The sequence below is a fragment of the Microbacterium sp. Bi128 genome (assembly GCF_918698205.1).
Genome location: NZ_CAKKMM010000642.1, coordinates 1 through 2804 on the forward strand (window position 1 = coordinate 1; position 2804 = coordinate 2804).

Sequence of the window (2804 nt, forward strand, 5' to 3'; positions counted from 1 at the left end):
GGGCAGCACCGCCTCGCGCACCACCGGGTTCTTGTGCGCGGGAAGGACAATCGTCAGTTCCGGCTCGGCATCGGCGATCCGGGCCAGCGCGCGTCCCATATTGCGCATGGCATCGCCCTGGTTTTCGCGGCGGTGGGTGGTCACCAGCAGGATTCGGCGGCCGCTGGTGGCCAGCTCTTCCAGCCGGGGGTCCGTGAAGGGGAGCTGCTTGTCCACCGTGGCCAGAAGGGCATCAATCACCGTGTTGCCGGTCACGACGATGTCTTCTGGGCTGACGCCTTCCCGCAACAGGTTTTCCCTGCTGGTGGAGGTGGGGGCCAGATGCAGGCGGGCGATCTGGCTGGTGATCTTGCGGTTGGCTTCTTCGGGAAACGGCGAGAGCAGGTCTCCGCTGCGCAGCCCGGCTTCGACGTGCACCACGGGGATGCCGTGGTAGAAGGCCGCGATGGCGGCGGCCGTGGACGTGGTGGTATCGCCCTGGACCACGACGGCGTCCGGCCTGGACCCGGCAAAGAGTGTCTCCAGGCCGTCGATGGTGCGCGTCATGATGGCGGACAAGGTCTGGCCCTGCCGCAGGATATTGAGGTCGTGGTCCGGGACGATGCCGAACAGTTCGTTGACCTGGTCCAGCATCTCGCGGTGTTGCCCGGTGACAGTCACGATGCAGTCGAAGTGCGCGGACTCCTGCAGGGCGCTGACGATCGGGGCCATCTTGATGGCTTCCGGCCTGGTTCCAAAGATCGGCATGATGCTGTGCATGGACTATCCCCCAGCAGGTTGGTTGTGGTGTAACGGCTAGGCCGGGCGGGTTCAGCCCAGCAGCAACAGGGCGATCACGAGGGCCGGGACGCTGACCACCACGACCAGAACGGCGATCAGTGCCGCAAGGCGCTTGCGGCGGTAGGCCATTTCTTCGTCGGTGGGGTCCAGTTCGGCGGCCCGCTTGGCCGAGGCTGGACGATCCCGGGGCGATGCTTCTTCGGCCGCCTGTTCACGCGCTGCGCGGCCTGCGGACAGCGGAAGCGGCTCGGCGTCCGGGACCAGGAGTGTATCTGGAATGTCCTCGTGCAGGCGGCGCCGGCGCAAGTGCCGCGGTGCTGCGGTCAGTGGGGGAGCGCCGTCGGCAGGGTTCTCCAACGTATCGTCCTCCTCAGTTCAATGAATCGTCCGGCTTCGACCTGACGGCTTCAATTCTTACATTTTCGCTCACTGATTGGCGCATTCCGGCCGCAGGGAAGCGTCGATCAGTCCTCCGGTTTCGATCACAAACCGCCGCAGCCATTGGGCCAAATCCAGGTCCGGATGTGAGGCAATCATCTGTACGTCCGCCGTCGTGCACTGGCCAATCAGGCGCCCCGCGCGGGTGAGGTGATAACTGGACGTCACTACGGTGACGGACTTCCAGCCGTTGGCCTTGACCAGGCCGGAGATTGCCAGTGCTTCGCCGCGGGTGTCCAGGTCCGGGGGGCGGAAGCAGATGACGGACGCGTTGGGGAAGGCGGCCGAATTGCACGCCTCATCCGCCGCCCGGTTGCCGAAGGTGTCCGTGTGCGAGATCACGAGGACCGGAACGTGGAAATCGGCCTGGAACTGGCGCGCCACCGGCAGGCGTTCCGACGCCGCGCCGCCCAGCATGATGACGGCGTCCGTCCGGTGCACGCTGAGCGGGTCCACGTTGACGAACAGTTGGAGGGCGATGATCAGCCACAGCAGGAGGCCTCCGACGGCGACGGCGAGCACCCTGCGGGTGGCGGTATTCACCGCGGCAACGGAAGGAAGCACGGCTAAGAGTTTGGCACGCGGTTTTCAGGTGGCGAAATGGTGCGCCGGTACTGCGCCAAAACTTGCATAAAAGAATGCGTGATGCAGTTGTGATTTTGGATGTGGATTGCCGTTTATGCTGTAGGCAACTTACGTCGCTCCCACCAACAGGTCTCCACCTGCGGTCTCACCCCTAAGCGAGCAATCTTGCGAAAACTAAACATAGCGGCAACCGTGATTGCCGCCGTGATGCTGGCAGCAACCTTGCCGCAGGCCGCCGTGGCCGCTGTCGAGGTGCCGGCCGCCGGACAGGTGTCCGCCGGAGCGCTGGCGCCGGCGGCTGCCATGCAGACTGGTGCCGTGCCGGCGGTGTCGGATCCAAGCCCGCAGGGGCAGGTGGATGACTTTGTGCGCCCGGAACCTCCTGCAGGCAGGGCAAAGTCCGAGTACACCTACGTCAGCGCGCCGCTGGCCGGCACGTTGAAAACCACATTGGTGACGGTGCAGCTGGCCGACAAGACTGCAGCCGAAACGGACGCGGCCGTCCCCATGGCCGCTGCGAAGGCCTCGCTCAGCGCCGCTAACCGCTACTGGGCCTACGCCACCGCGGGCCGGGTGGACATTGCGCTGGCCTCCTCGCGCCAGCTGCACAAGTCCGCCGCGACCTCCAAGCAGTCGCCGGCGCAGATCGTGGACATCGTCTCCCAGGAGCTGGGCTGGACGCAGAGTTCCTACACGGCGCTGGTCATGTTCATCCCCGGCGCCTACCTCACCAACGGCGCCGCGGGAATGACCTACAGCAACGGCAACATTGGCGGCCGCATCCTGATGCCGCAGAACAGCCGGCTCTCCACTCCGGTCCTGGCACATGAATTCGGGCACGCCCTCGGCATGGATCATGCCAACAGCCTGCTGTGCGGCAGCGGCGCCATGGACGTGGCCTCCGGTCCGTTCGCCGGGTTTGCAGATGCCACCTGCAGCATCAAGACCTACGGCGACAACCTGGACCTCATGGGTATCTCGCACTTCGACCTCATGCCGGA

At 65.4% G+C, this 2804-nt stretch carries 3 protein-coding genes and 1 pseudogene; 1 reads left to right on the top strand and 3 read right to left on the bottom strand.

Annotated features, from left to right (window positions below; genetic code table 11):
- The 3 genes from wecB to LQV45_RS24175 all read right to left on the bottom strand — a co-directional run.
- On the bottom strand, positions 1 to 759 hold a 759-nt coding region (gene wecB, locus LQV45_RS24165; RefSeq protein WP_230009161.1), incomplete at its 3' end, for a non-hydrolyzing UDP-N-acetylglucosamine 2-epimerase.
- Between the two features lie 51 nt (positions 760 to 810).
- Positions 811 to 1137, bottom strand: a complete 327-nt coding sequence (locus tag LQV45_RS24170; protein WP_230009162.1) for a hypothetical protein — start codon at positions 1135 to 1137, stop codon at positions 811 to 813.
- A 69-nt stretch (positions 1138 to 1206) separates the two neighbouring features.
- On the bottom strand, positions 1207 to 1740 hold the full coding sequence (locus LQV45_RS24175) for a YdcF family protein (RefSeq protein ID WP_230009163.1): 534 nt from the start codon (positions 1738 to 1740) through the stop codon (positions 1207 to 1209).
- A 255-nt stretch (positions 1741 to 1995) separates the two neighbouring features.
- Here LQV45_RS24175 and LQV45_RS24180 point away from each other — a divergent pair.
- Positions 1996 to 2804, top strand: a pseudogene (locus tag LQV45_RS24180) (M10 family metallopeptidase domain-containing protein); the annotation flags it as partial.